We start from the raw sequence: 25183 nt of genomic DNA on the forward strand, positions 1-25183 counted from the left end.
ATAATTTTAAAAATTCATTAGTTATTAAAACAGAGCAACATTTGCAACATTCATTACGGGAAGCAATTAATTTATACATGATGGGAGCTGAATAAACTGACGAAGATCTTGTGCACTTATATATGTTGAAGCCATTCTATTAATACTTTGAATTTACAATGGATTATATCGCTTTCAAACCAGTTGAGTATCTTCTGATATTCCTTATTGCAGGAACTTTAATTTTCCTAGTATTAAATATATATAAAACTAATAAATCCACTTAGTATATTCATTCTTAGTTTTTGACTTTCTTATACTTATTAGTTTACAAATTAAAACCTTTATAAACCGCACTTACTTGTGATAAGGTTCCCCCCGATTAATCCGAAACCCCCGATAAATCTGCTCCAACAACAACAATCTCATCACCTGATGCGGAAACGTCATCTTCGAAAAACTCAATGCCAGATCACTCCTACTCCCCACTTCCTTACTAGTTCCGAGTGATCCTCCGATAATAAAAGCAATTTTACTCTTACCATAGGTGGCGAGGTCGTCTAGTTTCTTTGCGAGTTGTTCGGAGGTGAGCATGTTGCCTTGGATTTCTAGGGTGATGACGAAGGTGTCTGGGGCGATGTGGGCGAGTATGCGGTCGCCTTCTTTGCGTTTGACTTCTTCCATTTCGGCTGCACTCATGGATTCTGGGGCTTTTTCGTCTGGTACTTCGATTAAGGTTAGTTTGGCGTAGGCGCTTAAGCGTTTTTTATATTCGTCGATACCTTGTTTTAAGTATTTTTCTTTTAGTTTGCCAACGGATACGATTGTGATGTTCATACTTGGCCTTCCTTCCGTGCTGTTTTTTCTTCCCCTAGTTTACCATAAAGTGTGCTGACTTATTGATGGTCCTCTTTATGGTCTGAAAAATTTTTCCTTCTTTTTGCAACTTTTCCAAACTTGTTGGCATCTATGTATTATACTCGATTTTACCAGGAGAGGAGGGGCGGTATTTTTGCATCTTGTTGAGCGTTTGAAACAGAAAGAAGAAGAGGCGTATTTAGAAGTGATGGCTGCGTATGGGGATTATCTGCTACGGACCGCTTTCTTGCTTTTGAAGGATTATCAGTTGGCAGAAGAGGCGGTTCAGGATACGTTTGTGATCGCTTTTCAAAAGATAGATCAGCTTGAGGATGAGGAGAAATTGAAAAGTTGGTTAACGACCATTCTTCTTAATCGCTGCCGCTCCCAAATGAGGAAATCGCGTTGGAAAGTGCTGCTTGCCCCTCTTGATTTGATTGAGAGAACAAAAGCAGACAGTCAGACATTGAATCCTGAAAATGCTCTGCTATTTTCTGAATTGCATGAGAGCATCAGCACTAGCATTCAACAATTAGACTATAAATATCGTGAAGTCATTACATTATTTTACTTTAACGAAATGAAGATTAAAGACATCGCCTTATTTACGAAAACCAATGAGAACACAGTCAAATCCAAGTTAAAGCGAGCACGACTGCTTTTAAAAGAAATTCTTCCTGAAGGGAGTATCGGCATATGAAAAAACAACTCGATAAGGAGTTAGAACACCTTCGTTTCACCAAGCAAAGAAATGTAATGGACCGAATGGGCAAACCAACGTGGAAACAAAGATTGAACTCCCTTTGGCATAAGGAGATTGAGATTCCCCTCCTTCCGGTTGCAGCTTTTGGGATGATGATTGTATTGCTGTCTGGTTTAACTTTTGCCGGCAACGAGATTAGTTACACGACGAGGGAAAACAATGAGACGATTAAAATCGGTGGCAACGTGTATTGGAAAGAAGATTTTGAAAAGCTGGTTAAGAAATATGAAAATTAAACTACAAGTGAAGCAGCTCGTCTATCTGGTTGTTGCCTTTCTTCTACTTATTGCTACGATGATTTTTTTGATTATCCCACAATGGAATATTTATAATGCGAAAAAACAAGCTGACCAAGGATATTCTGAGGCTAAGGTTGCCTTACTGCAAACACTTGAAGATGATACAGTTTTTGAAACGCAAAAATGGAACATCATTCAAGAATATATGCTCATACAACCAGTTGAGCGGTTTAATGTCTTTGCTGCGCCATCTTACTCAGAGGTGCAATTAGACCAACCGACCATCCACTTTACTTGGAAAGAAAAATTACCTTATCTGAAGCAATATGTAAAAGAAGGACCTCTTGATGATTACTTCGTTCTAGCCGTCAAACAGCTTACGTCCTATTATGAAGAGATGAATCAGTCCGATCTTGCTAAACAGACTTTGGATCAAGCGTCCGAACGTACCGCTAGCTCCTATAGTCTCTATTATAATGATCTACAACTAGAACGGGTCGACTTTGCGATTAATCACAAAGAATATACAGAAGCAAACCAACTGTTAGAGACATTTGATGAAAAACTGGAGAAAGGCGATTATTATTGGCACGCTAAAATCGGGCAAAGACAAGTAGAAATCGCGATGAAACAAGGGAAGTTGCAAGAAGCTCGTGAACAACTGAATGTCATTTTAAATGAATATAAACAAGCTGAAGAGAATGATGACACAATAGAGTCAGAATATACGACTGACGTATACGAGTCATTGGTATCACTTAAGGATCGAATAGAAAGTAGCATCAGTAACCCGACTACTAGTACCGTAAAAGGTAGAATTATGTATAGTGACGGCAAACCTGCGGCCAATGTTGGGGTTATTTTGCGAAATGAATCAGACATTCATTATGGCGCTCTTGGGGACGAACGTTATTTTACGACGACAGATAAAGATGGCTTTTATGAATGGAACTTTGTTGAATCAGGACGTTATCAGGTGATTCTTGGGTTTTCTTTTGATCAGATTGATGGATGGACGTATCCTTCTACGATGGATGATTGGCTAACAGCTGGCGATCAGCTTGAAGTCACGAAGGATATCACCCTTCGTCCATTAATTGAGCTTGATTCACCGGTTAATCAGGCAAAAATCACAACGGAAACGGTGCATTTTTCTTGGGAACCGGTAAAGGGGGCTGCCTATTATCAACTACATCTCGCTGTCGATATAGATGATGGATCTGGTTCGATGAGTAGCCCCTTTCGCTCACATATTGCAACTAACAAAATAGATGTACCGGTTGAAGACTTATATGACCATACCGTGGGACTCTCTATATCAGGTGATGAGCCAAATTCTGTTGATCCTATTACATTACTCGCTTTCACCAACCCAAACAACCGCTTTTCTTGGTCTGTCGACGCTTTCGATGAAAATGATGAATTACTAACGAGGAGCAACGGCTACCGCTTAGGTAATGATACGATCGGTCATCTTCCCTTTTTTTACTTAAAAACGAGAACATTAACTGAAGCCGATGAACTATTATTGGATAAGAAATTTACTGAAGCATTGGAGGCATATAAGGTAAATCCCGAGGATAAACATAGTGAACGAATGATTAAGCGATTAGAGGAATTAGATGAATGAATAACAAAAGCACCTTCTAACAGGTGCTTTTATTTGCTTCCTAAAAGATATACACAGCTCATCCTCACACCATAAACAGAATATCCACAGAAGTTATCCACATATCCACATTTTCTATCCACATCTTGTATGGGATTATTTGTTCGCCACCATATATATGGCTTGGTTGGGGCAGAATTCACAGGTTGTTGATAAGTTTTCTTCTGGTGCACATTTTGTTAACACTGGGAAGGTTTCGTGTTCGTCTACAATGGTATCGATGGCGATATCAATATGTTCTTCGCAGCTATAAATCATCTTCGGTGCCTCCTCGTTTATCTATTTATAATTTATCCACATCTCATCTTATCAAAACTAAAAAAAACAGGAAAGTGATGCCTTCACTTTCCTGTGGATGAATTTAGAATGTATTCTCGGTTTTTAAGGCCATTGTTGTTTCTGCTAATTTACCTTCGCGATAATACTTCACCTTCATCTCATCTCCTACGTCCTGACCATATAAATGGTGGCGTAAATCTAAGACATCGGTAATTTCTTCGCCATCTAGCTCAACAATGACATCCATTTCTTTCAGTCCTGCTTCTGCAGCTGGACCATTTGGCTCGACTCCGCTCACAACTACACCATTTTCTACATCTTTCGGAAGTTTTAACGCTTCTTCTTGATAATAGGCAGGGATATCACTTACTGAAGCGATTTGTACGCCCATATATGGTCTTCTCACTTCACCATGCTGTTCTAAGTCACTGATGACCGTTTGCGCAAAATTAATCGGAATGGCAAGCCCAATGCCTTCCACGGAGGATTCAGCAATTTTCATCGAGTTAATGCCGATGACTTGTCCGCTAATATTGACGAGTGCCCCACCGCTATTTCCTGGGTTAATGGCTGCATCTGTTTGTAGGACTTCAGCATTCCAATCGACTGTACCGTTTTGATCGATATCGACTGGTACGGTCCGATTTAAGCCGGAAATAATCCCTTTTGTGACTGAGCCTTCAAATTGACCGAGTGGATTTCCGATAGCAATCGCAGGCTCACCAATTGATAGAGCGTCTGAATCACCAAATTCTGCGACATCCTCTACAATCGAGCCATCTATTTCAAGTACAGCTAGGTCTGTCCATACGTCGGATCCTACGAGCTCAGCAGCAATTTTCTCACCATTAAAGAGATTGACTTCAAGCCTCTCCGCACCGTCGACGACATGGTGATTCGTCACGATAAAGGCATGGTCCCCCTCTTTCTTATAAATGACACCAGAGCCAGAGCCTGCTTCTACTCCTTGTGTGCTTTCACCATTTTGACCATTCGACCACATGCCTGCCGATTGGATGTTGGAGATGCTAACAACCGCTCCTCTTGCCTTTTCGACTGCTGATGTGATTTCTGTTTCCACATCTACCGATACTTTTTTCGTTTCTACTTGGCTGTTTTCATCTGTGTTTGATAAGCCTAATGTTTCTCCCCCATTAGAGCCCCCGTTCATTTGGGGAACAACGAATAAAACGAGCAATGCACCGATAATGACACCGACAAGACTAGAGAATATGTAACCTGCTTTACTTCCCTTTTTGGTGCGTCCCTCTCGATTATAATGATCATCATAATAGCCCATTACACAACCAACCCTTTCATTCCATTTTCTTTTTTAAGATATATCCTTCTATTTTTATAAAAAATGAGGTCTCTTTTTTCCCTAGTGTTATCATAACTCTTCTTCATTAGAAACATACTAGGAATGAGAAAGATTACCTGATGAAACGTGTAGAGGCTTACTCCGCTACTATTATTATACGCATAGATGAAAAAAGACAAATACTAAAATGCATAAGACAAGAAAATCTTACGAATTTGTTCATACTTTCTTTCTGATTTGGTAAAAAGCGCAAAAAAGGAAGGGGTAGCATCTAAGCCTCCCCTTCCTTCTACCCATTATTTCTTGCCTTAAACAGCTGTTAAAGCTGTAGGTTTTTTCGGATCTGTATCAAAGAGCTGGAATCGCTCTCCGACGCGTATGCCTTTTGTTTCAAGTGTTTGTGCGACAGCCATGCGTGCCAAGTCCTTCATATTATTATCTTGACTTAGGTGGGCAAGATAAAAGCCTTTCGTGCGATCACCGGCCACTTCGCTCATCGCAATCGCCGCGTCTTCATTGGAGACATGGCCGACATCGCTTAAAATCCGACGTTTAATATTCCATGGGTAACGTCCCATTCTTAACATTTGCACGTCATGATTACTTTCAAATACATAGGCATCGGCGTTTGAAATAAGTCCCTTCATGCGATCACTTACATACCCCGTATCTGTGATGAGCACAAGTTTCTTCTCGCCTTGATGAAAAACGTAAAACATCGGTTCGGCTGCATCATGTGAGACGCCGAATGATTGAATATCGAGGTCGCCGAAGGTTTTTACGGTTTCCATATCAAAGGTGAATTTCTGATCTGTTGGGACTTGTCCAATTAACGGAGACATCGCCTGCCAAGTTTTTTCATTGGCATAGATCGGGAGCCCATATTTCCTTGCAACAATACCGACACCTTTTATATGGTCACTATGCTCGTGTGTCACAAGTATCCCGTCTAAACGACTCATATCACGATCAATTTCTTTAAATAATGCTTCCATTTGCTTGCCACTGAGGCCAGCATCCACTAAAAAGGAGTGGGTGTTGGTCTCTACAAAAATGGCATTCCCCGTACTGCCGCTCGCGAGAACGCTAAATTGAAAAGACATAGGTTTCTCTCACTCCATTGTTTTATTCTCATTTTTATTTAGTTCGAGTACATTTAGCTCGAATCCGTGTACATATAGACTGTATTCACCATCAATGACGAAGCGCCAAGCTGGTGTTAATACTTGAAGATTACTCATATCGACATACGTATGAAGCCCAAGCTCTGGTTCTGATACTTTACTTCCAGACGGGATCTTGCCACTATTGTATAGAGAAGATAATGCTTCAGATGGCGGCTTGATCAATTTTTGATCATCCTCAATTGGTTCAATTGTTTCCAAGTATGTTTGTGTATAAGAGACAATTTCATTATTTTCATTTAAGAAGAAGGTTAGTTCAGCATTTTTATTTTGGTAGATGATTTTCTCTTGGTATGTTTGATAATACGTAATGGTATTGCCTTTCTTCTCCCAAAAACGATACTCATTACCGTATAAGACTTGACTCTGAATAAAGGACTCTAATTCCTTTGGATCAAAGTCTTCACTTACTTTCATCAATGGCTTATTGACATCAAATATATACTCGACACCGCCATCAACCTTAATGTCTTCTCCATTCAGGCTCTTCAATTCATCTTTTTCAAACTCTTTAGGAGTTGCCCGTAACAACTGGCCACTGACTTCTTCTGTCGTAAAAATATTTGCGTCGTACGAAATGTCATCATCCTTTAATTTTTCTTCTAACGTGCTTGATAAAGGAAATTCCGTTTCTTGTTCTTTTGCTTGGACGACAGTAAAGTACTCATACAATAAATAGACATTGAGCACAAGAAAGGTCAGTATAAAAATGGTTTTTATTTTGCTCCAATCCATCTACTTTCCCCTCCTGCCTCAATTTGGTATAAATTCATCCTTGGTAAACTTCTTCCACTCATTATTATAACGATAATACCAAGCTGGCTGCAAATTGATGATTTCCGAATTAGTTGTAGCCACATTCTTTTCTACCTTCATCTCATAAGCCACCGTTACATCTTGCAGCAAGTTACGCTCAAAATTAGGCAGCTGCTCGATCTCTTCGATGACTTCTTTACCGGATAGTAAACGGCTTTCCTCCCCACCACTTACAATTGTTCCGAGTGCGAAGTTGCTACGTGTATATTCATTAATGTCTGTATCGCCAAGCTCTACTTCTATCTTCGCTCGATGATAATCACTAAAAATGGGAATTCCTTGTTGGTTATGAAATAATCGGAAGACAACCTTATTACTCTCTGGTACCTCTTCAAAGTAACGATAATTGCCTGTCCAGCCCTTATGTGCATTCATAAAATCAATGCTTCGTCGCAGTAGATTCATCCCAACAAACTCATCACCAACAACAGAAGAGATGTTTTTATAAGAAATCATATTGCGATCTTCATAGACACGCATAATACTCGTACTATCGGTATATTCAATCATGGATGGTTGAGTTGTACTCTCTTGTACAACAGATGGATCACTAAATAATGACTCCATCAATGTACGTGGTTTGATTTTATCCATTAAATAGATGCGTTGTGTCGATACAGGAATATGCTCATCCGGTACATAAATCACGCGATCATTCTGGCCCTTATAACCAAGAAGCGAATAGAAATCTTCATCTTCACTGGCCGTCTCGTAATACTTCGTACGGAAATCAGCCATCGATGGACCTTGCACTTCTCCACGGTAGACCGTACCTTGATCTCTCGATATAAAATAGGCTAAACCGACATCATCCTCTATAGAAGTCGTGTCAATCATCATTGTGTCAAATGAAAAATCGGTAGCGTTCTTATCAATATTGGGCATGACTTCGCGAAAAGCATTAAGTGAAACGTCATCTGGGTAGACCATTATAGAATGTCCTGACTCTTCTATCCATTCATGTAATGAACCGATATCGTTGGAGACATTAGCTAGATTTAATAGTTCCCATTTGTTCATATCATTAGTGATTTGGTCGATTTCCGCAGATAAGGTTGTTCCAATTTTCTTATCATCGTAGAAATGAATAAGCTGACTAGGTCTAATGACTTCACTATACTCTTTGTCATCTCCTATCGGTTCAATCGCTTGTCCTGGGTTCTCGACAGGCGTTAAATTAGGTCGATACGTCCATAAATTAAACGTCAATAAGATACTACAACCTACTAAGATAATTAATAGGATATTCTTTATCTTCTCATAGGTCATTCCCAATCATCCTCTTCGGAACGGATATACGGCAAGCTAAAGGAGATCGTTGTTCCTTTTCCTTCAATACTTTCCGCCCAAATTTCACCACCGTGCGCTTCTACCATTTCCTTGGCAATCGCTAGTCCTAATCCCGTTCCTCCTAATTTTCTTGTTCTTGCTTTATCTACACGATAAAAACGATTAAAGATTTTTGATACATTTTCTTTCGGTATACCCATGCCTTCATCAGCAACGCTTATGATTAAATACCCCTCTTGTTCTTCAATACTGAAGGTAATCTTTCCTCCTTCAGGTGAGTATTTCATCGCATTGGAGATGATATTATCAAGTACCTGAGTGAGTTTATCTGTATCAATCTCAACAAAATCAGCCGTTGTTGGCACCCTACGTTCGAAAGTGACATTTTGTTGTTTCGTGAACTCAAAGCGATCAATAATTCGGTTATAGAATTGTGTGAAATCAACCCACTCTTTATTTAATTGATAATCGCTACTGTCCATTTTCGATAGCTGCAATAAATCATTAACCAAACGAATCATACGCTCCGTCTCATTTTGAGTGACATCAAGGAAATTCGGAGCAATCTCTTTATCCTGCCACGCTCCATCTGTTAATGCTTCTAAATAACTGCGCATGGTCGTTAGTGGTGTTCTTAGCTCATGTGAAACGTTAGCCACAAATTCGCGGCGCTCTTCTTCAATTTTTTCTTGCTCGGTAATATCATGTAAAACGGTTATAAGTCCATTAATAAAGCCTGTTTCCTTTTGAATAACTGAAAAATTGGCCCTTAAAATAAGATTGCTCTTTTCATCACTATAATCTAAGATAACCGATTCTCTTTCTTCAAGTAGCTCTTCAAATGTGTAGTCTTCTTCCAACCCTAATAATGAAACAATTGAATTAGATAAGACTGTTTCACGTGAAACATGCAACATTTCTGCAGCAGGTTCGTTGATGAGAATGACACGCCCTTTGCGGTCAGTGGCAATAACGCCATCTGTCATAAAGGTGAGGACCGATGATAGTTTCCTTCTTTCCCCTTCAGTGGTAGCTTGTGCTTCCTGCAGCTTTCTAGTCAAACTATTAAAGGTCATAGCTAATTGACCAATTTCATCTTGGCCATAGATTTTTACTTTTCTAGAATAATTTCCTTTTGCCATTGCTAACGCTTGTTTTCTCATATCGGTGATAGGTCTTGTAATGGTTTGCGCAAGTAACACACTGAGCACAGCGGTTAAAATAAGAGCAATTGCTGTACCTGTTGAGAAGATTTTGATAATCTCCCTCATCTGTGTATAGACATTCTCAATTTTAGACGTGACATAAATAACACCTTTTACGTCATTATCAATAATAATTGGTTTAATGTAGATCCATACTCGCTTGCCATTAATGACACTATCCTGTTCATTCGGTTGACCGTTTTTAATTGACGTACGAATAAGCGCATTAGACATCTTCTGACCAACCTTTGATTGATCAGAAACATTCGATGTCCCTAGCACTCTCATAGACGTGCCCTCAATAACGGCGACTTCACTAATATCATCAGTGTTGTAGTCCTGCAATAGTCTGCGCAGGTCCACCTCCAATGTGGCATCACCGTCTTCCGGCACTCGTTCTTTCACAAATTGTTCTTCTAAATAATAAGATAGCAGCTTCATCTGGTTTTCAATCGTTGTTTTAAAGTTAGCGTTTAACGTATCCTCTAATTGCCTGACGAAATAAGCACTGACAATTTGCATGGCAATGAGGATGAGCAACACATATATAATGACGAATTTCAGATGAATTGATCGAAAAAATCCTACCTTGTTCATGTTCTACTTACTCCTGTTCTGGATTTCGCAAGTAGTATCCGACACCTCTTCTTGTAACGATCCATGTCGGATGACTTGGATTGTCTTCGATTTTTTCACGCAAACGTCTAACGGTTACGTCAACTGTTCTAACATCTCCGTAATAATCGTAGCCCCAAACAGTTTGAAGTAAATGTTCACGCGTCATTACTTGTCCAATATGCTTAGCTAAATAATGAAGTAATTCGAATTCTCTATGCGTTAGTTCGATCGTTTCACCGCGTTTAGACACGATGTATGCGTCCGGGTGAATCGTGAGTGAGCCGACCTCAATTTCATTACTTTCATCTTCTTCATCCACTTTTGATGCAATTTGTTGATGACGACGAAGATTGGCTTTTACTCTGGCAATTAATTCCCTTGTGCTGAATGGTTTTGTTACATAGTCATCTGCTCCTAGCTCTAGCCCTAATACTTTATCAATTTCAGAGTCCTTTGCTGTGAGCATAATAATCGGCATATCATATTTCTTCCTTACTTCTCGGCAAACCTCAATGCCGTCTTTCTGTGGAAGCATAATATCTAATAGAATCATATCAGGCTTTACTTCTTCTACTTTTTCCAATGCGGAGACACCGTCATATACACAAGTTACATCGAAGCCTTCTTTATTTAAGTTAAACTGTAATATATCTGCAATTGGTTTTTCATCATCTACTACAAGAATTTTCTTATCCATCGTTGTTCTCCTTTATCCAATTATTATCTACTATCGTCACAATCATGTATCTTTTTCAAGATTATCATATCTAAGCTTATTGGGCTTGTAAAAGCATTTTGTAAAATTTCGTCAGCATGTATCCTACTCTACTTTATCACGTTACATACAAGTACGCATCATTTGTAATGTATCATATATGTACAAGTTATGGAAAAGCAAGATAGAAGGGGCTTTTTGTTTTGCGAGCGCTCTTAGATGGAACCTTGTCATACACACAAAAAAGCACGATAACTTCTGTTTATCAAAGCAGAGTTATTCGTGCTTAATGTTAGCTAAAACACTCATGTCCCAGCGCTTTTTTGATCATTGACTAATATAGTCTAATGGGTTTTTTAACTGACCATCTTTGTATAGTTCAAAATGAAGGTGAACACCAGTTGAGTTACCAGTAGAGCCCATCACACCTAACTTAGAGCCTTTCGTTACTGTCTCTCCTGCACTCACTGAAAGAGAATCTAAATGAGCATACAAGGTACGGTAGCCATTTTGATGATCTATTTCTACTTTATAGCCATAACTGCTACTAAAGCCAGCTGAAATGACCTTTCCATTATCGGCAGCTTTAATGGTTCGATCACTTGGTCTGGCAATATCGATCCCTTTGTGGAGCTTCCCCCAACGATGACCAAGCTCGCTTGACACATATCCACCAACTGCTGGCCAAGCAAAGTCACCATCGCCAACATCTGGATTTTTTGTTCCTTTAATAATGATTTCCTCTACAGGCTCATCAATGATTTCCTCTTTTAGTTCACTTTTATTGACTTCTTCACCATTTGATTCTTTCATATGGTATAACACGTTACGTTTTCCTTTTTTCCCTTCTTGCTTTACTTTCTCTTCCCCTTTCAACATATCATCATCTTCTATTACTTTTGTGTGAAAGGGAATGTCTTCTTCTTTATATGCTGATCTATTCGTAATCACATCAACGTACGGTTCGATTGTTTCAACAACAAGTTCTTGACCAACCTTTAGTACATCTTCTTGACCTATATCATTCAGATCTTCAAGTTCTTCTGTAGATAAATGATATTCGTCAGCAATCGTACTAATAGAGTCGCCTTCTTCAACTCTATATTTCTCTTGTTCTACTGTTCCTTTATTTAAGAAATTGATGACCTCATCAACAGACTGCACCTTGTTCGGATCTACTTTTTCTTTCTTCCATTCTATTTCCTCGGAAAATTTCGCATTCAACAGGCGGGTATCACCAATGGCTAATTCTGGTAGTGGCTCTTCTTCTTCTGAGCGCTCTTTTAACTCTTTATAGTCTTTTTCAGAAATGTACTGTAACTGTAGTTGCTGAAGCACTTCATTCGCTTCTTCTTGATTCTTTACATAAGCAACTGTTTCACCATCAATTTCTAGTGCGACAGCATCTGCTTTAATAGAGATCCCTCTCTGCGCGTTTTCTGACGTTAACTCTTTGTCAGTTGCTTCATTAAAGGCTTTCTCTTCATCTTCAGGTAGATAGGAGAGCTCATGATCTAGCGCCTTTTGTATGCCCTCATAGGACTTCCCTTGGTTTTCAAGTTCATCCTCTACTATATTTTCAATCACTTGGGGATTATCAACTGTCCCCACATATTGATCACCGATATATACATAATACAAATCCGACTCTTCTGCTTCTGCTAATACTGATGTGGATCCGCTCCACGCTAAACAACCACCAATCATAACGATTGCGGCCGCTTTTTTCCATTTATGTGTAACACGCTTAGATGTATGTTCTGTATATGTAGTCAGTCTTTGCTTCCATTGCTTCATGGTTCTTCCCCCTATACTACTTTACACCTTCTGATTCTTATTAGTGCTATCAGACTAATCACTATTGCACCTAACTAATGTACCATATCGTCATTTTTACGAGTTTGATGTCTCTGTAATGTAATTAAACTGTATTTATGGTGACATAGTTTGACGTAATATAGGAAAAAACTACATAGAAAAGGGGGGATTTTGTCATATGATTGTAATAGAGGAAGGAGAAAAACATAAAAAAAGAGAGCACGAATTAAATTCATACTCCCTTTTTGATGGCTCAGGACGGAATCGAACCGCCGACACAAGGATTTTCAGTCCTTTGCTCTACCGACTGAGCTACTGAGCCATAAAAACAGCTTATCCAATTTTCATAATCACTATACAAGTGAATCATGGCGGTCCGGACGGGACTCGAACCCGCGACCTCCTGCGTGACAGGCAGGCATTCTAACCAACTGAACTACCGGACCAAATCTATATAAAATTCGTAATCAATGAAAGAATGAGCGCTTGCATCCCTATGATTACTACTATTAAAAAAGATGACCCCTACGGGATTCGAACCCGTGTTACCGCCGTGAAAGGGCGGTGTCTTAACCGCTTGACCAAGGGGCCATACGAATATAAAAATGGTGAGCCATGAAGGACTCGAACCTTCGACCCTCTGATTAAAAGTCAGATGCTCTACCAACTGAGCTAATGGCTCTCTTTTTAATTTGAAGCGTTTTCTTTTCTTGACGACGCTTTTTATATTATCATAGGGTGATAGCTTTGTACACTCCTTTTTTAATATTTTTTCAGAAAAACTTTTTCTAGTTAAAATCCCCTCATCACTTATCTTATAAAAAAGAAAAAAACTAAATAACATGGGTCATTTAGTCTTTTTTTCAGTAGATGGATGTGTGAGTTTAATTGCCCCTAAAATAAGTGGGATTTGTAGCGGTAAACGCATCCATAAAAATAACGGATGAATCTTTTTACCATTATAGAAAGTATTATTTTTTACTGCCATGTTGATATTCGCTGGGAAAACAAGCACCATGAAGAATGAAAGCAGCTTACCTACTAGACTTTGACCTCTTTTTGCCCAAAGTAACATCGCAAATGCGACCTCCAGCACACCTGTAATGAGGACAATCCCTTTTTTAAACGGTAAAGATTCCGGCACAATCTTACGAAAATTTCGTTCCCGGACAAAATGAAGGACTCCTGCTACAAACAAGATCAATGAATAAATGCCTTTGAATATTTTCAAATTCTTCCACCACCTTAGTACGTTCAATGCCCTAATTTTTTGCTTTCTAAACCATTCTACTATCCTGAACATCACTCTATGTAAAAGTGACGACTCCACCTTTTCATCTTTATAGTGAAGTCGTTTATTTAGATTTTTAAGGATGATGATTTCCATCCAATCTACTCATTAGAGAAGCTAATTGATTTTTCAAATCTTTTATTTCACGACTAATTGTTGCATTTTCCAGTTGTAAAGCCTGCATCTTTACGTCACTCTCTTCTTTTTGCGTACGATATTCCTGCATCGTCACAACGCTTTGCTTTTGCAGCTCTTCTATCACTGCTATGTCTCTTTTTAACTTTCGGTTTTCATCATCATTCGGCTTGATCAAAACTACTACTTGGTTCTCCCCTGTCCGTTTAATGACGCGGAACCCATCCGTTGCTCTCGTAGCAATTCCTTCATCATTTGGCTGACAATACTCATTGACTTCACATGTACCATCATCTGTTACAAGAATGGCCCACTAGATGAAAATAGATAAAAACGGCTTGTACAAACACCTATACAATGTTGAAGGTAGAAAAAAAGACCGTACCTTCTACAGGTACGATCTTAAAAAGCTTATTTTTTAGTTTTGTCTCCAAGGGCTTAAGACCACATTTGTTTGCGTACGGTCAGGGCCAACAGAGAATACTGACAATGGAATGCCTGTTAATTGAGAGACACGCTCTAAGTAGTGACGTGCATTTGCTGGCAACTCATCTAAAGATTTGCAAGCTGTAATATCTTCTGTCCAGCCTGGCAGCTCTTCATATACTGGTTCGCAATCAGCAAGGACTTTTAAGCTCGCTGGGAATTCTTCAATGATTTCGCCTTTGTAGCTATAAGCCGTACAGATTTTCAAAGTATCAATACCTGTAAGAACATCAATAGAATTAAGTGAAAGGTCTGTAATTCCACTCACACGACGAGCATGTCGAACAACGACACTATCAAACCAACCAACACGACGAGGACGACCTGTTGTTGTACCATATTCACGACCAACCTCGCGGATTTGATCACCAATCTCATTATTTAATTCAGTTGGGAAAGGTCCATCTCCTACACGAGTTGTGTATGCTTTGGAAACCCCAACAACATGTTTAATTTTTGTTGGTCCAACACCAGAACCGATTGCTACACCGCCAGCTACTGGGTTAGAAGAGGTAACGAATGGATATGTTCCTTGATCAATGTCAAGCATAACCCCTTGTGCACCTTCAAATAATACTCTACGGCCATCATCAAGTGAATCATTCAATACAACGGATGTATCACATACATATTTCTTCACTTGTTGACCGTACTCATAATATTCGTCAAGAATGTCTTCCATTTTGAAGCCTTCTGTTTCATAAATTCTTTCAAGTAAACGGTTTTTATCCGCTAAGTTACGAGCTAGCTTCTCTTCAAATACTTCTTTATCTAATAAATCTGCGATACGGATTCCAACACGAGCGGCTTTATCCATATAAGCAGGTCCGATTCCTTTTTTCGTTGTACCAATTTTGTTATCGCCTTTGCTGTTTTCTTCTACCTCATCTAATTTTAAGTGGTAAGGTAAAATGACATGGGCGCGGTTACTAATACGTAAATTATCTGTTGTCACGCCTTTTTCATGTAAGTAAGCCAATTCTTGTACCAATGCTTTTGGATCAACGACCATCCCGTTACCAATGACACAAATTTTATCACTATAAAAAATACCTGATGGAATTAAATGCAATTTATACGTTTCACCGTTAAATTTAATTGTATGTCCAGCGTTATTACCGCCTTGATATCTTGCGATCACTTCCGCATTCTCTGATAGAAAATCCGTGATTTTCCCTTTACCTTCGTCTCCCCATTGTGTTCCTACAACAACTACTGATGACATTACGAATGCACCTCCGAGGTTTCTTTTTCCCTTATCAAACAAACTAATTCTACAATTTTATTATGATAAAGTCAATAAAACACGAACATTTTATTCATACAACGAAAAATACGTTCGTGATACAATTGTGTAATTCTTGCATCAAGGGTCGGGTGACACCTGTTTTTACTGGTTCTCAGGTTATTTGAACTCCGTTAGTAAATATACGAAAATAAAAAGAAGGTTAGGTGGTTTTTGTACTATTATCTTATATCGTATTGATTTTTATTAAATATATGGGGGATTATTTTTGCTCGGCTATGTTTGTGCTTTTTCTTCCTGATGTAAAAGCTAACCATTTTTATTCCGCTAACTTTTCAATTTTCTCCATTGATGTACGAGCAATTCGCTTTTGCCTCGTTATCTTTATAATTTTCCCCTAAACCACTTCCGCTCCACCATTTTCACCAATATCTATCTCACAACACATGCAAATCTCCCCCCTCCTTTTATATTTACCCATTTGTCGCGACTTCCATTAAAAAAGAGGGAACCAGCCAAATGCTGTTTCCCTCTTTATGCCCCAGGCGGAGCAAATGAATCGTCAAATCTTTTTTCTAGGTTGACGAATTTATTATATTCTTTGACGAAGGCGAGCTGGACGGTACCAACCGGGCCGTTACGTTGTTTTGCGATGATGATTTCGATGATATTTTTGTCTTCGGACTCTTTGTCATAATAATCATCACGATATAAGAAGGCGACGATATCAGCATCCTGCTCAATACTTCCTGATTCACGTATATCAGACATCATTGGACGTTTATCTTGTCGTTGCTCAACGCCACGGGATAGCTGAGATAAGGCAATAACAGGTACTTGCAGCTCCCTCGCAAGTGCTTTTAGGGAACGAGAGATTTCAGAGACTTCTTGCTGACGGTTTTCACCAGAACGTCCGCTACCTAAAATAAGCTGCAAATAGTCGATGAGGATCATGCCTAAGCCATGTTCCTGCTTCAAGCGACGACATTTTGAACGAATTTCAGTGATTCTAACACCAGGTGTATCATCAATAAAAATGCCCGCATTCGATAGGCTCCCCATCGCCATTGTCAGCTTGCCCCAATCATCATCGGTTAAAGAACCTGTTCTGAGACGTTGTGCATCGATATTTCCTTCCGCACAAAGCATACGCATAACGAGCTGTTCAGCACCCATCTCCAAACTAAATATCGCAACATTTTCCTGTGTTTTTACGGCAACATTTTGCGCGATATTTAAGGCAAAAGCTGTTTTACCAACGGAAGGTCTAGCGCCAACGATAATTAAATCATTGCGTTGAAAGCCTGCTGTCATATGATCAAGCTCAGCAAACCCAGTCGCTATTCCAGTGATATCACCTTTACGGTTATGCATGACCTCGATATTATCATACGTACGCACAAGCACATCTTTAATATTGTGAAAAGCTCCTGCATTTTTACGTTGCGATACTTCTAATATATTTTTTTCTGCTTCGCCAAGTAGTGATTCAACTTCATCTTCTCTCGCATATCCATCTTGGGCAATGTCTGTTGCCGTACGGATGAGTCTACGTAAGATCGATTTTTCTTCTACTATCTTAGCATAATATTCTATATTTGCTGCTGTTGGAACAGATGCAGCTAATTCACTTAAATAAGTTACTCCGCCTGTATCCTCTAACATTTTGGCTGCGTTTAATTCTTCTGTTACTGTTACTAAATCAACGGCTTCTCCCTTATCATTTAGTTTCAGCATGACATTAAAAATTCTTTGATGAGCCGCTCTATAGAAATCTTCAGGAATTAATAGTTCTGAAGCCATTGTTAACGAGGAAGGCTCCAGAAAGATTGCGCCTAGAACAGCTTGTTCAGCCTCTATGTTTTGCGGAGGGAGACGATCAGCAAATAATTCACTCAAAACAAATAGAACCCCCTCATACTGACACATTTTAAACACGTTAGATGACAAAAATGTGATCAGCCTTCACCGATCACATTTTTTCACTCTATTATTTTACCATGAATTCTTTTGATGCGTTGTTAAATTCTTTAATTGGCTTCTTTTACATGTACATTTAACGTAGCTGATACTTCTGTGTGCAGTTTAACCGGTACTTTTGTGTATCCTAAAGTACGAATGGCGTCACTTAATTCGATTTTGCGCTTGTCGATTTTAATATCATGCGCCTTCTTTAATTCTTCGGCAATTTGCTTGCTTGTAATCGAGCCGAATAGACGACCGCCCTCTCCAGCTTTTGTTGAAAATTCGAGTGTCAACTTCTCCAATGTTTCTTTTAATTGTTTCGCTTCTTCTAACTCAGCTGCTGCTTCTTTTTCTTCTTTCTTTTTTTGTGCATTCAATGAACTCACATTTGAGTTATTTGCTTCTACAGCGAGTCCTTGTTTAATTAAAAAGTTATGTGCATAGCCGTCTGCTACGTTCTTCACTTCACCTTTTTTCCCTTTTCCTTTAACATCTTTTAAGAAAATGACTTTCATTCTTCTTTTCTCCCTTCTAAATACTCATCAATTGCTTCTTTTAATTTACCTTCCACATCATTGATTGAGACATCATCTAATTGAGTAGCAGCATTCGTCAAATGGCCGCCCCCTTCTAGCGCCTCCATAATGACCTGTACGTTAATATCACCTAATGAGCGAGCACTCACACCAATCATTTCATCAGCACGATAAGAAATGACGAATGAAGCTGTCACACCGTCCATTGCCAGTAATGTATCGGCTGCTTGCGCAATTAACACTTGGTCGTATATATCGTCCTCAGCACCTTTAGCAATGGCAAGGCCATTTCGGTAAAATTCTACCGTTTCAATGATTTTCGCCCGCTTAATATACGTGTCGACATCTTCTTTCAAGAATCGTTGCACAAGGACTGTATCCGCTCCTAGTCCTCTTAAATAAGATGCTGCATCAAAGGTTCTGGCGCCTGTTCTTAACGTAAAGCTCTTCGTATCAACGATAATTCCAGCGAGTAGTGCAGTCGCCTCAAGCATATCAATTTTACGATTCTTCGGTTGATATTCTAGTAATTCCGTCACTAATTCTGCTGTTGAAGAGGCATAAGGCTCCATATAAACGAGCAGCGGATTTTTTATAAAATCTTCGCCGCGACGATGATGATCAATCACAACTACATCTTCTATTTTAGCAAGCAATCGCTCTTCTATCACCATAGAAGGCTTATGGGTATCAACAACAACAAGTAAAGTATCGTCAGTTGCCAGCTCTAACGCTTGATCTGGCGTGATGAATTTCGCATAAAGCTCTTCTTTTTTCTCTATCTCACCCATTAAACGATTTACGCTTTGATCAAATTCGTCTTTATTAACGACAATATAGCCATCACGATGGTTCATCTCTGCTACCTTCTGAATACCAATGGCAGCACCAATTGCGTCCATATCCGGTCGTTTATGACCCATGACGATGACTTTATCACTTTCCGAGACTAATTCCTTTAAAGCGTGCGAAATAACGCGTGCCCGCACCCTCGTGCGTTTCTCGACGGGGTTCGTCTTCCCTCCGAAAAATTTCACTTTCCCATTTGGCTGTTTAATTGCTACCTGGTCACCACCTCTACCGAGAGCAAGGTCTAAACTAGACTGAGCTAAGACACCTAGTTCTGGCAAATCGGAAACCCCTGCTCCGACACCTATACTTAATGTGAGTGGCACATTTTGTTTTGCCGTCGTTTCTCTGACAAAATCAAGAATGGTGAATTTACTTTTCTCAAATTGATCCAAAATACTTTCGTTAAAGACGGCGATAAACCGCTCTGAAGATACGCGCTTAAAGAAAACGCCATTTTCCATGGCCCATTTATTCAGAATAGAGGTGACAAGATTATTCAAACTACTTCTTGTCTGGTCATCCATTCCTTGTGTTAAATCATCATAATTATCTAAAAAGATAATAGCAATAACGGTACGTTCATCTTCGTATAATTTTTCAATCTGCGTTTGCTCTGTTACATCAAAGAAATAAAGCAGACGTTCATCAGGCTTATGTACCACACGAAATTTGCGATCTGTTAGCGTAATGGTTTCTGATTCAATCTCTTTCTTAATGATAGGGATTAAGGCATCTGCCACATCATAAAGTGATCTCCCTACCAATGTATCTTCCCCAAAGCATGATGCCATATAAGGATTCGTCCAATCGATATAATACTCATCATTAATCAGCATAATTCCAATTGGCATCTCCATTAATGCTTCTTCCCCTACCTTTTTCACACGGTAAGATAAGGTCGATATGTACTCCTCTGTTTCCTTCCTCTGCTCATAATCAAACTTAAATAATAGGTAGAAAGGAATGCCGAAAAGGAGGAGCGCAACGAGACTCAATATCCAATTGTACAACGCCATAATCGCTAGAAGAACGACGGTTACACCAATTAAAGCAAACAGGCAATAACGCATCGTTTTCTTTTCTAAATACGAGGGCATGTTTTCAACTCCTAAACAGTAGTGTTATGCATCCCTATTATCTAATCGTTTTCTTAAATCAAATCCTACATCAATTATACCTAATATCCTCACAATATAAAGGAAGATTGGCATTAAAAAGGTAAATATGAGGATGGCAATAGGCACAATCTTTGGCCAATTCTTTAATCTGCTATAGAAGAAGATAAAGGCGAGCCCTTGAATCACCATAATTAACTGTAAAACGAAAAGGAGATTCATAATGGCCATCGTTGTAAAAGAACCTTCCTCTGGTCTCATGACAATTTGGGCAAGGATGGTTAATAAATAATACCATAAAATACTTTTCGGGAAACTGATATCGGCAAATGAGCGCCATTTTTTCACTTCAATACCAAATCTCCTGACAATGGGTACGCCAATCAGCTGAATAATAAATACATACATTGCAGAAGAAAGCACAAGAAGACTTGGAAGTAATGTCTCTAATGCAGTAATTGTCGCTTCTAACTGCTTGATAATTTGTTCTGCTTCATTATTATCTATCGTAGATAACATGTTTTTTGTCATATCCATTGATTGCTCAAGAACTACTTTTAGTTCCTCAACAAAATTGATATTCAATAGCACGTTCATGCCAGCAAAAACGAGTAAAAACATCGCTAAAAACGCTAAAGAACCACCGAGCAACATCGCTGTCCGTTCTTTCTTCAGCTTAATTAACTCTCCAATCACTAAACCTGTTAAACCAAAGACAAGGGTTAATGGAATGGCTGTAATGGTTCCAACAATGAATGAAATCAAAATAGCCGCAACAAAAAAGATAGCCGCATCACTACGCTTATTTTTAGCGGCAAATAACATAAATGGAACCGGTAAGCCGAAAGTGACAATCGTTCCGATAATCGGCAAATAAAGGGACATCAATAGTAACACAGCAAAAGCAGCTAATAAAACTGCCCCTTCAGTAAGTTTATGTACATTTTTCAAATAGATTCACCTCTCAAATTGGGCACAAGCCCGCATCTATTATTGTATACACTCATGGATAGGTATTCAACTGAATGAATGCTTCATTTCGTGTAAATATATTCTTTCATAACCAAATCATCCTTATCTATCATAGAAAACAGGCAATCATGCAAAAAACCTCCAAGAATGAAGGTTCAATCATTCTAGAAGGTTCTCATTACGATTTTCCCTTTTATGCTTCGGTTGAAACGACCTTGGTTTGGTCAGTTTGTTGTAATAGGTTAAAAAACTGTTTATTTCTTGTATGATAAAGAATCATACAAATAATACTGCCTCCTGAAACGAGCATGATCACCCATATTGGCCACCATTCAAGAAATAAACCAAATAGGATATACCCTAAAGGTGTTGCTGCACTCGCACCTGTTTCGAGTATGGCCATCACTCTTCCACGATATTCATCTTTTGTACTTTTTTGAATGAGTACCATCACTGGAATATTAATAATCATGATTGCTGCCGCTAGGAGTAGCACGATCCCTATTAAATAAACGAAGACCACTTGATTAGAAATCTCTATCAGTTGTGGCATCCCTATTAACATTAACAATATTCCCAAGCACACCATACCAATTCCAATACTTAATGATTTATTTTTCATCTCTGCTTTTAACGACAGAATCGTACTCATTACTAACATGCCCACAGCAAAGCTACCCTCAATCAGACCAAATTGATAAGTTGGCATTTGGCGAATCGTAAGAACAAGATAAGGTAGTGCTACGGGAAAAACTGCAAACCAAAAATTCACCCATATAGACATAAAGATTAATTGCCGAAGCAAGGTTTGTTTTTTTACATAGGATAGACCAGCTCTCAACTCGGTCTGAATCGTTCCTGCTTGTTGTTTTTCTGTTTTCTCGACAAATAAGTAATAGTTAATAAAAAGACTGGCTATACCGGAAAGGAAAAATCCACAAATGTTGATCATCATGAAGCTTGAGAGAGGTAATAGTCCGAAAAGGATGCCTCCAAGTATTGGCCCTAATATAACGGAGAAGGAGGCAACGGCCTGGTTGAGAGACATTGCTTTTTGTAAGAAATCTGGACCGACCATATTGTATATGGAGGACATCACTGCTGAAGAATAGAAGGTATTGATGATACTGAGTACGCATGTCGCTAAATAAAGTAGCCAAATGTCCTGTGTGACAAAAATAAACAAACCACAAATAACGGCAATCCAAAGGGCACAAGCAAAATTGGTTGTAATAATGATTCTTTTACGGTTCCATCGGTCGCTCAATGTCCCAGCAAGTGGGGCGAGTATAATACGAGGTAGAATAGTAAGTAAGAGGGTAATCGAAAAGTTGACGGCCGAACCGGTAACCGCAAGAACATATAATCCTATCGCGAAACTATAAATAGAGGACCCAAACACAATCACTACTTTCGCTAAGAGAAACAGCACCAAATTCTTTTTTATGGCTGCTGACGATGGCATTTAACTTTCCCCCTCTTTCGATAGTTTCTTAAACGAGCAATTCACTTCATAAGTATCACGATTTTTTGTCTGCTCATCAGGTTTAACCGTCTTTTTAAAATACTTCAAAAACAGCTCATCTACCTCATTTTGAAATAATTGCAGCTCTCCTTTGGTTAAAGATAAAGTCGTTCCTCTTGTGCTTTTTCCTTTATCCTCAACATTCGCACCTGTTTGATTAAGATGAAATTGATTCGCCTTCGCTCGGTAATACTTTTCGATAATGCCTTTGTACTCCTTCGTTGATTCAATCTCTAAAATGTTTCCCTTATAAAGTTGCTGAATATGGTAATGGATACTACCTGCTGATTTCCCCAACTCATCTGCTACTTGCTTCGCTGTGAGCGCACGTTCCGACAGTAAAAAGATAATTTTCATTCGCAACGGATTAGAGATTAGTTTTTGTTGATGTATATCAATATTCATGGACTTCCATTCAAAAGATGTCATTTTCACCTCTCCTATCTAATTGTATTGTATGTTCTAGATTAATAATACGTTCTAACTTTTTAGAACGCAAGGTATATTTTTAAATATTCTAATTATTTAAAACGTGGATAACCTCAACTCAGGGAGTGTCAACCATCGGATTGATTCTTATTAGACTCTAAATGAGCACAGGGAGCTGAAATAAAAAGCTTTGTGTCTAACCGCTACAAATAATGGGTGCTAACTGGGTTTACTCAGCTATCTTCCAATTGTTTTCGCTCTAACCCAATCAGATTTTTTACTTTGGGGCAATTTTTGACTCGTTTCTGTCCGAATCCTATCAAATTTCTGCTCTTGGCCCATTTTTTGACGCGTTTCCACCCGAATCCTATCAAATTTTTACTCTTGGCCAGGTTTTTGATGCGTTTCCACTTAAATCCTATCAAATTTCTACCTTTGCCCAGGTTTTTGACGCATTTCCGCCCGAATCCCTTCAAATTTCTACCCTTTCCCCATTTTTTGACGCGTTTCCACCCGAATCCTATCAAATCTCTACCTTTGGCCAGGTTTCCGACTCGTTTGAAACATGTGTTCAAACAAACTAAATTAAACCTAAAAAAACACAGTAGGCACGAAGCCTACTGTGTTTGAACATTTACTTATTATTCACCTGAAACGAATGGAAGTAAAGCCATTTGGCGAGAACGCTTAATAGCAATCGTTAATTTACGTTGGTATTTAGCGTTTGTGCCTGTTACACGACGAGGTAAAATTTTACCACGTTCAGAGATGAATTTTTTTAGAAGATCTACATCTTTATAATCGATGTGAGTGATTCCGTTTGCAGTAAAGTAGCAAACTTTACGACGTTTCGCACGTCCTCCTCTGCGTCCACCAGCCATGTTTTGTCACTCCTTTTCCTTTTATTTTTTCAAAGCCTTATTGGTTTAGAACGGAAGATCGTCATCGGAAATATCGATTTGACCGTTATTAGCGAATGGATCTTGATCTACACGAGTTTGGCCTTGGTTGCTGCGGTTATTATCATATGGTCGTTGATTCTGATTATTGTTGCCACCATAAGAATAATCATCTCTCTGGCCACCATATTGATTCGAGCCACCTTGTGAGCCTGCAGCATTTCTTGGTTCAAGAAACTGTACGCTTTCTGCCTGAACTTCAGTCACATATACACGTTTGCCATCTTGTCCTTCGTAATTACGTGTTTGCAAGCGCCCATCGACACCAGCTAGGCTTCCTTTTTTAAGGAAGTTCGCTACGTTTTCAGCAGGCTTTCTCCAAACAACGCAATTAATGAAATCCGCTTCTCTATCTCCATTTTGATTCGTAAATGTACGATTCACAGCAAGAGTAAAAGTAGCCACTGCTACTCCATTCGGTGTATAACGTAATTCTGGGTCTTTCGTTAAACGCCCCACTAGAACTACACGATTCATCATCAGAATCAACTCCTTTCGATAAAATTAAGCATATTTATTATTTCTCGTCTTTAACAACGATGTATCTGATAATATCTTCACTGATTTTTGCAAGACGAGTGAACTCATCAACTGCTTTAGAATCAGCATTAATGTTTACTAATTGGTAGTATCCATCACGGAAATCATTGATTTCGTAAGCTAAACGACGCTTACCCCAGTCTTTTGACTCGTTGATTTCAGCACCGTTATCAGTAAGGATTGCGTCGAAACGCTCAACTACAGATTTCTTTGCCTCATCTTCAATGTTTGGACGGATGATGTACATAACTTCGTACTTTTTCATCACTTTCACCTCCTTTTGGTCTAAACGGCCCGTGTGAGGGCAAGGAGCAATTATTCATTACTCACAAGGTAAAAGTATATCATACGTTTGGTCAATATGCAATTGCCTCAAAA

General features: G+C 39.0%; 24 protein-coding genes and 4 tRNA genes. 3 read left to right on the forward strand and 25 right to left on the reverse strand.

Annotated elements, in window-relative coordinates; genetic code table 11:
- Nucleotides 1-336: 336 nt before the first annotated feature.
- Complete coding sequence (gene rlmH / locus LG276_RS23085) at nt 337-816, reverse strand: 23S rRNA (pseudouridine(1915)-N(3))-methyltransferase RlmH (RefSeq protein ID WP_404293059.1); 480 nt, start codon at nt 814-816, stop codon at nt 337-339.
- 175 nt (nt 817-991) lie between these two features.
- On the opposite strand from rlmH, the gene LG276_RS23090 reads away from it, so the two are divergent.
- From LG276_RS23090 to LG276_RS23100, 3 genes are read left to right on the forward strand one after another with little or no spacing between them, the layout of a single operon-like run.
- A complete protein-coding gene (locus tag LG276_RS23090) occupies nt 992-1537 on the forward strand; it encodes an RNA polymerase sigma factor (RefSeq protein ID WP_224936990.1) in 546 nt (181 codons plus the stop codon).
- Nucleotides 1534-1836, forward strand: a complete 303-nt coding sequence (locus tag LG276_RS23095; protein WP_224936991.1) for a hypothetical protein — start codon at nt 1534-1536, stop codon at nt 1834-1836. Before LG276_RS23090 ends, LG276_RS23095 begins: the two co-directional genes overlap by 4 nt.
- Nucleotides 1826-3469 (forward strand): carboxypeptidase-like regulatory domain-containing protein, encoded by a 1644-nt coding sequence (locus LG276_RS23100; RefSeq protein WP_404293061.1) that lies wholly within the window; start codon nt 1826-1828, stop codon nt 3467-3469. The genes LG276_RS23095 and LG276_RS23100 overlap by 11 nt, the downstream gene beginning before the upstream one ends.
- A 135-nt stretch (nt 3470-3604) precedes the next feature.
- Here the strand turns inward: LG276_RS23100 and LG276_RS23105 are convergent, their stop codons facing one another.
- The 24 genes from LG276_RS23105 to rpsF all read right to left on the reverse strand — a co-directional run bounded on the left by LG276_RS23105 (nt 3605) and on the right by rpsF (nt 25070).
- Nucleotides 3605-3766, reverse strand: coding sequence for a CxxH/CxxC protein (locus LG276_RS23105; protein WP_404293063.1), 162 nt, complete (start codon nt 3764-3766; stop codon nt 3605-3607).
- Nucleotides 3767-3869: 103 nt separating this feature from the next.
- Nucleotides 3870-5087 (reverse strand): S1C family serine protease, encoded by a 1218-nt coding sequence (locus LG276_RS23110; RefSeq protein ID WP_224936994.1) that lies wholly within the window; start codon nt 5085-5087, stop codon nt 3870-3872.
- Nucleotides 5088-5416: 329 nt separating this feature from the next.
- Nucleotides 5417-6211 carry an MBL fold metallo-hydrolase gene (locus tag LG276_RS23115; RefSeq protein WP_341098236.1) on the reverse strand — a complete coding sequence of 265 codons (795 nt, stop codon included), beginning with the start codon at nt 6209-6211 and terminating at the stop codon, nt 5417-5419.
- A 9-nt stretch (nt 6212-6220) separates the two neighbouring features.
- Nucleotides 6221-7027: a two-component system regulatory protein YycI gene (locus LG276_RS23120; RefSeq protein ID WP_095371359.1), complete on the reverse strand. Its 807-nt coding sequence runs from the start codon at nt 7025-7027 to the stop codon at nt 6221-6223.
- Between the two features lie 18 nt (nt 7028-7045).
- Nucleotides 7046-8377, reverse strand: a complete 1332-nt coding sequence (locus LG276_RS23125) for a YycH family regulatory protein (RefSeq protein ID WP_095371358.1) — start codon at nt 8375-8377, stop codon at nt 7046-7048.
- Nucleotides 8374-10200, reverse strand: coding sequence for a cell wall metabolism sensor histidine kinase WalK (gene walK, locus LG276_RS23130; protein ID WP_095371357.1), 1827 nt, complete (start codon nt 10198-10200; stop codon nt 8374-8376). Before walK ends, LG276_RS23125 begins: the two co-directional genes overlap by 4 nt.
- A 7-nt stretch (nt 10201-10207) precedes the next feature.
- Nucleotides 10208-10918 (reverse strand): response regulator YycF, encoded by a 711-nt coding sequence (gene yycF, locus LG276_RS23135; RefSeq protein WP_095371356.1) that lies wholly within the window; start codon nt 10916-10918, stop codon nt 10208-10210.
- 345 nt (nt 10919-11263) lie between these two features.
- Nucleotides 11264-12733 (reverse strand): peptidoglycan DD-metalloendopeptidase family protein, encoded by a 1470-nt coding sequence (locus tag LG276_RS23140; RefSeq protein ID WP_404293066.1) that lies wholly within the window; start codon nt 12731-12733, stop codon nt 11264-11266.
- Nucleotides 12734-13003: 270 nt separating this feature from the next.
- Nucleotides 13004-13076 (reverse strand) — tRNA-Phe (locus tag LG276_RS23145).
- Nucleotides 13077-13123: 47 nt separating this feature from the next.
- Nucleotides 13124-13200 (reverse strand) — tRNA-Asp (locus LG276_RS23150).
- A gap of 73 nt (nt 13201-13273) precedes the next feature.
- Nucleotides 13274-13345 (reverse strand) — tRNA-Glu (locus LG276_RS23155).
- A gap of 15 nt (nt 13346-13360) precedes the next feature.
- Nucleotides 13361-13436: transfer RNA gene (locus tag LG276_RS23160), tRNA-Lys, on the reverse strand.
- A 165-nt stretch (nt 13437-13601) separates the two neighbouring features.
- Nucleotides 13602-13985: a hypothetical protein gene (locus tag LG276_RS23165; RefSeq protein ID WP_404293068.1), complete on the reverse strand. Its 384-nt coding sequence runs from the start codon at nt 13983-13985 to the stop codon at nt 13602-13604.
- A 136-nt stretch (nt 13986-14121) separates the two neighbouring features.
- Nucleotides 14122-14358 (reverse strand): hypothetical protein, encoded by a 237-nt coding sequence (locus LG276_RS23170; RefSeq protein ID WP_404293070.1) that lies wholly within the window; start codon nt 14356-14358, stop codon nt 14122-14124.
- A gap of 240 nt (nt 14359-14598) precedes the next feature.
- On the reverse strand, nt 14599-15891 hold the full coding sequence (locus LG276_RS23175; RefSeq protein ID WP_224936998.1) for an adenylosuccinate synthase: 1293 nt from the start codon (nt 15889-15891) through the stop codon (nt 14599-14601).
- Nucleotides 15892-16446: 555 nt separating this feature from the next.
- Nucleotides 16447-17811 (reverse strand): replicative DNA helicase, encoded by a 1365-nt coding sequence (dnaB, locus tag LG276_RS23180; protein WP_224937000.1) that lies wholly within the window; start codon nt 17809-17811, stop codon nt 16447-16449.
- A 131-nt stretch (nt 17812-17942) separates the two neighbouring features.
- A complete protein-coding gene (gene rplI, locus LG276_RS23185; protein WP_095371350.1) occupies nt 17943-18392 on the reverse strand; it encodes a 50S ribosomal protein L9 in 450 nt (149 codons plus the stop codon).
- Nucleotides 18389-20362: a DHH family phosphoesterase gene (locus LG276_RS23190; protein WP_251162474.1), complete on the reverse strand. Its 1974-nt coding sequence runs from the start codon at nt 20360-20362 to the stop codon at nt 18389-18391. The genes rplI and LG276_RS23190 overlap by 4 nt, the downstream gene beginning before the upstream one ends.
- Nucleotides 20363-20386: 24 nt before the next feature.
- The gene (locus LG276_RS23195; protein WP_404293072.1) at nt 20387-21331 is read right to left on the reverse strand and encodes a YybS family protein; all 945 of its coding nucleotides are present in this window, start codon (nt 21329-21331) and stop codon (nt 20387-20389) included.
- Between the two features lie 214 nt (nt 21332-21545).
- Nucleotides 21546-22817: an MFS transporter gene (locus tag LG276_RS23200; RefSeq protein WP_281203002.1), complete on the reverse strand. Its 1272-nt coding sequence runs from the start codon at nt 22815-22817 to the stop codon at nt 21546-21548.
- Nucleotides 22818-23306: an ArsR/SmtB family transcription factor gene (locus LG276_RS23205; protein ID WP_404293074.1), complete on the reverse strand. Its 489-nt coding sequence runs from the start codon at nt 23304-23306 to the stop codon at nt 22818-22820.
- A 641-nt stretch (nt 23307-23947) separates the two neighbouring features.
- Nucleotides 23948-24187, reverse strand: a complete 240-nt coding sequence (rpsR, locus tag LG276_RS23210) for a 30S ribosomal protein S18 (protein ID WP_095371345.1) — start codon at nt 24185-24187, stop codon at nt 23948-23950.
- Nucleotides 24188-24232: 45 nt separating this feature from the next.
- Nucleotides 24233-24745, reverse strand: a complete 513-nt coding sequence (ssb, locus tag LG276_RS23215; RefSeq protein ID WP_095371344.1) for a single-stranded DNA-binding protein — start codon at nt 24743-24745, stop codon at nt 24233-24235.
- 37 nt (nt 24746-24782) lie between these two features.
- On the reverse strand, nt 24783-25070 hold the full coding sequence (rpsF, locus tag LG276_RS23220) for a 30S ribosomal protein S6 (RefSeq protein WP_095371343.1): 288 nt from the start codon (nt 25068-25070) through the stop codon (nt 24783-24785).
- Between the last annotated feature and the right edge of the window lie 113 nt (nt 25071-25183).

It is taken from the genome of Cytobacillus kochii (assembly GCF_044790165.1).
Classification (GTDB): Bacteria; Bacillota; Bacilli; order Bacillales; family Cytobacillaceae; genus Cytobacillus; species Cytobacillus kochii.

What these genes read in the sequence shown, in the direction of transcription:
- rpsR (WP_095371345.1), bottom strand. Translation starts at nt 24,187, where the DNA reads ATGGCTGGTGGACGCAGAGGAGGACGTGCGAAACGTCGTAAAGTTTGC.
- LG276_RS23100 (WP_404293061.1), top strand. Translation starts at nt 1,826, where the DNA reads ATGAAAATTAAACTACAAGTGAAGCAGCTCGTCTATCTGGTTGTTGCC.
- rplI (WP_095371350.1), bottom strand. Translation starts at nt 18,392, where the DNA reads ATGAAAGTCATTTTCTTAAAAGATGTTAAAGGAAAAGGGAAAAAAGGT.
- LG276_RS23205 (WP_404293074.1), bottom strand. Translation starts at nt 23,306, where the DNA reads ATGACATCTTTTGAATGGAAGTCCATGAATATTGATATACATCAACAA.
- LG276_RS23175 (WP_224936998.1), bottom strand. Translation starts at nt 15,891, where the DNA reads ATGTCATCAGTAGTTGTTGTAGGAACACAATGGGGAGACGAAGGTAAA.
- yycF (WP_095371356.1), bottom strand. Translation starts at nt 10,918, where the DNA reads ATGGATAAGAAAATTCTTGTAGTAGATGATGAAAAACCAATTGCAGAT.
- LG276_RS23115 (WP_341098236.1), bottom strand. Translation starts at nt 6,211, where the DNA reads ATGTCTTTTCAATTTAGCGTTCTCGCGAGCGGCAGTACGGGGAATGCC.
- LG276_RS23120 (WP_095371359.1), bottom strand. Translation starts at nt 7,027, where the DNA reads ATGGATTGGAGCAAAATAAAAACCATTTTTATACTGACCTTTCTTGTG.
- LG276_RS23200 (WP_281203002.1), bottom strand. Translation starts at nt 22,817, where the DNA reads ATGCCATCGTCAGCAGCCATAAAAAAGAATTTGGTGCTGTTTCTCTTA.
- LG276_RS23105 (WP_404293063.1), bottom strand. Translation starts at nt 3,766, where the DNA reads ATGATTTATAGCTGCGAAGAACATATTGATATCGCCATCGATACCATT.
- rlmH (WP_404293059.1), bottom strand. Translation starts at nt 816, where the DNA reads ATGAACATCACAATCGTATCCGTTGGCAAACTAAAAGAAAAATACTTA.
- rpsF (WP_095371343.1), bottom strand. Translation starts at nt 25,070, where the DNA reads ATGAAAAAGTACGAAGTTATGTACATCATCCGTCCAAACATTGAAGAT.
- walK (WP_095371357.1), bottom strand. Translation starts at nt 10,200, where the DNA reads ATGAACAAGGTAGGATTTTTTCGATCAATTCATCTGAAATTCGTCATT.
- LG276_RS23190 (WP_251162474.1), bottom strand. Translation starts at nt 20,362, where the DNA reads ATGCCCTCGTATTTAGAAAAGAAAACGATGCGTTATTGCCTGTTTGCT.
- LG276_RS23125 (WP_095371358.1), bottom strand. Translation starts at nt 8,377, where the DNA reads ATGACCTATGAGAAGATAAAGAATATCCTATTAATTATCTTAGTAGGT.
- ssb (WP_095371344.1), bottom strand. Translation starts at nt 24,745, where the DNA reads ATGATGAATCGTGTAGTTCTAGTGGGGCGTTTAACGAAAGACCCAGAA.
- LG276_RS23095 (WP_224936991.1), top strand. Translation starts at nt 1,534, where the DNA reads ATGAAAAAACAACTCGATAAGGAGTTAGAACACCTTCGTTTCACCAAG.
- LG276_RS23140 (WP_404293066.1), bottom strand. Translation starts at nt 12,733, where the DNA reads ATGAAGCAATGGAAGCAAAGACTGACTACATATACAGAACATACATCT.
- LG276_RS23110 (WP_224936994.1), bottom strand. Translation starts at nt 5,087, where the DNA reads ATGGGCTATTATGATGATCATTATAATCGAGAGGGACGCACCAAAAAG.